The organism is Candidatus Streptomyces philanthi (assembly GCF_059553635.1).
Genome location: NZ_JCANQV010000504.1, coordinates 1 through 2,493 on the forward strand (window position 1 = coordinate 1; position 2,493 = coordinate 2,493).

Consider the following 2,493-nt stretch of genomic DNA (forward strand, 5'->3'; position numbering starts at 1 on the left):
GGCCTGTACGCGATGGCCGCCGACGACATACCGGCCGAGGCGGCGGAGCGCGACCGGCTCGCCCGGTTGTGGCAGCGCGAGGCGGTACTGCTGCCGGCCGCGCTGCTGGTCGAGGCCGGGGAGTTGTCCCGTGAGCAGCAGGCGGCGGCCGACGCGTTCCTCACGGGTACGGCCGTCCCCCTGGTCGTCTCCGGTGCCGGCCCCCGGCCGGCCGACCGGCGGCACGGCGAGCGGGTCACGGTGCCGAAGCTGTCCGACGAGGAGCAGACGGACCTGTGGGCCGAGGCGTTCGCGGGCGTCCCGGGGATGGCGGACGGGCAACTGAAGTCCCTGGTGGCCCAGTTCCAGCTGCCGCCCCATGTCGTACGGTCCGTCGCCTCGATCGTGCGGCGTGATCTGCCGGGCTCCGGCGCGCCGGACGCCGCCACGCTGGCCTGGCGGACGGGGCTGCGCGAGGCGCGGATGGGCCTGGACGGGCTGGGCCGCCGGATCGCCCCGCGCGCCGGCTGGGACGATCTGGTGCTCGCCGACCGCCAGTCGCGCGTCCTGCACGAGATCGTCGCGCATGTCCGCCGGCGCGGCACCGTCCACCAGGACTGGGGCTTCGCCGAGGCGCTGCGCAGCGGGCTGGGCGTCACCGCCCTGTTCGCGGGCGGTTCCGGTACGGGCAAGACCCTCGCGGCCGAGGTCATGGCCGGGGAGCTGGGCCTGGATCTGTTCGTCATCGACCTTTCGCAGGTGGTCAGCAAGTACATCGGCGAGACGGAGAAGAACCTCGGCAAGGTCTTCGACGCGGCCGAGCGCGGCGGCGCCCTCCTGCTGTTCGACGAGGCGGACGCCCTCTTCGGCAAGCGCAGCGAGGTCAAGGACAGCCACGACCGCTACGCCAACCTGGAGGTCAGCTACCTCCTGATGCGCATGGAGGCGTACCGGGGTCTCGCCGTGCTGACGAGCAACATGAAGAAGGCGCTGGACACGGCCTTCATGCGCCGTATCCGTTTCGTCGTCGACTTCCCCTTCCCGGGCGAGAAGGAGCGCGCGGAGATCTGGCGCCGGGTGCTGCCCGCGCGCGCCCCCGCCGAGGACCTGGACCCGGATCTGCTGGCGCGGCTGACCGTGGCGGGCGGTTCGATCCGCAACATCGCGCTGTCCGGCGCGTTCCTCGCCGCCGAGGAGGGCGACCGCCTCCGGATGCGTCACATGCTGGCCGCGGCCCGTACCGAATACCTGAAGCTGGAACGCTCCTTGACGCCGTCGGAGGTCCACGGATGGGTCTGAACGAGGCAGGGAACACCCCGGGGGACGCCCCGTCGTCCTTCCGTGTCGACATCGGCGAGGTGGTCCTCGACGGCTTCGACGCTCGGCTGGACACCGGCCGGTTGACGGAGGCGTTCCGCCGGGAACTGGCCCGTCTCGTACGGGAGAGAGGGGTCCCGCTGGCGTCGGACGGTACGGATGTGACGCTGGAGGATCTCGGCGGGCTGCCACCGCTGCCGCCGACCTCCTCCCCCGTACGTCTCGGTGAGGCCCTGGCCCGCGCGGTGCACGCGGGACTCTCGGGCCGGGGGGAGGCACGATGAGCACCGCACGGCCGTCCGCGCGGGAGACCCGCCCGTCGGCACAGGAGAGGCGCCGCAGGCGCCGGGAGCGCCCCCGGCAGCGGGTCCCGGAGCCGAAGGACATCGTCAGCGGCGCCGGCCGGCCCCTCGACCCGGGTGTCCGCCGCGAGCTGGAGGAACAACTCGGCCACGACTTCGGCCAGGTCCGGCTGCACACCGACCGGGACTCGGCCCACCTCGCGGACCTGATGGGCGCGGACGCCTTCGCCGTCGGCCGCGACATCTTCTTCCGCGAGGGCGCCTACCGCCCCGGCACGGCGGACGGACGCCACCTCCTCGCCCACGAACTGCTGCACACCGTCCAGGACCCGCACGGCCTGGGCACCTTACGGGCGGGCCGCGACCTCGGCGCGGTGAGCCTGCCGCAGGAGGGGGTGGAACGGGAGGCGGAGTCGGCGGTGCGGGACACGGTCCGTGCCACGATGCTCGGCTCCGTACGCGGTGAGCGGCCTGCCGCCGAGGTGGAGCAGGGGCGGGCCACCCAGGGCTGGATGCGGTACGCGACCGTCGACGCGGACCGCTCCCGCCGGGAGAGGACCGATCCGGCGACACTGGTCGACCGGCTGGCGAACGGGGTGCTGCGGTCGCTGCGCGGGGACCCGGAGGACCGGTCGGGGCGGGTACGGGGCCGGCTGACGCGGCTGGCTCCGGAGGTCCAGGACGCGGTGCTGGACCGGCTGTCCGTACGGCTGTTCAGCTCCGAACTCGACCGGCTGCTGGATCTCGTCGAGGAGACGGAACAGGGGCCGCCGCCGTTCCTGGCGGCCGTCGCGCCCGAGCCGGTCACCGACGAGGCCGCGGCCCTCGCGGCCGAACGCGAACGGGCGGCCGCCGAGGGCGACGACCGGGACCGGCAGGAGGAGAAGGCGGACGA

At 74.0% G+C, this 2,493-nt stretch carries 3 protein-coding genes; all 3 read left to right on the forward strand.

Translation table 11 applies throughout. From position 1 onward, the window contains the following. Window positions 1-1,278 (forward strand): ATP-binding protein (locus tag AC51EU_RS29545; protein ID WP_496270161.1); only part of this gene is annotated, 1,278 nt, incomplete at its 5' end. Further along, on the forward strand, window positions 1,269-1,580 hold the full coding sequence (locus AC51EU_RS29550) for a hypothetical protein (RefSeq protein WP_496270162.1): 312 nt from the start codon (window positions 1,269-1,271) through the stop codon (window positions 1,578-1,580). The genes AC51EU_RS29545 and AC51EU_RS29550, both read left to right, overlap by 10 nt. Continuing rightward, window positions 1,577-2,493: eCIS core domain-containing protein (locus AC51EU_RS29555; protein WP_496270163.1), on the forward strand; the 917-nt coding region annotated here is incomplete at its 3' end. The genes AC51EU_RS29550 and AC51EU_RS29555, both read left to right, overlap by 4 nt.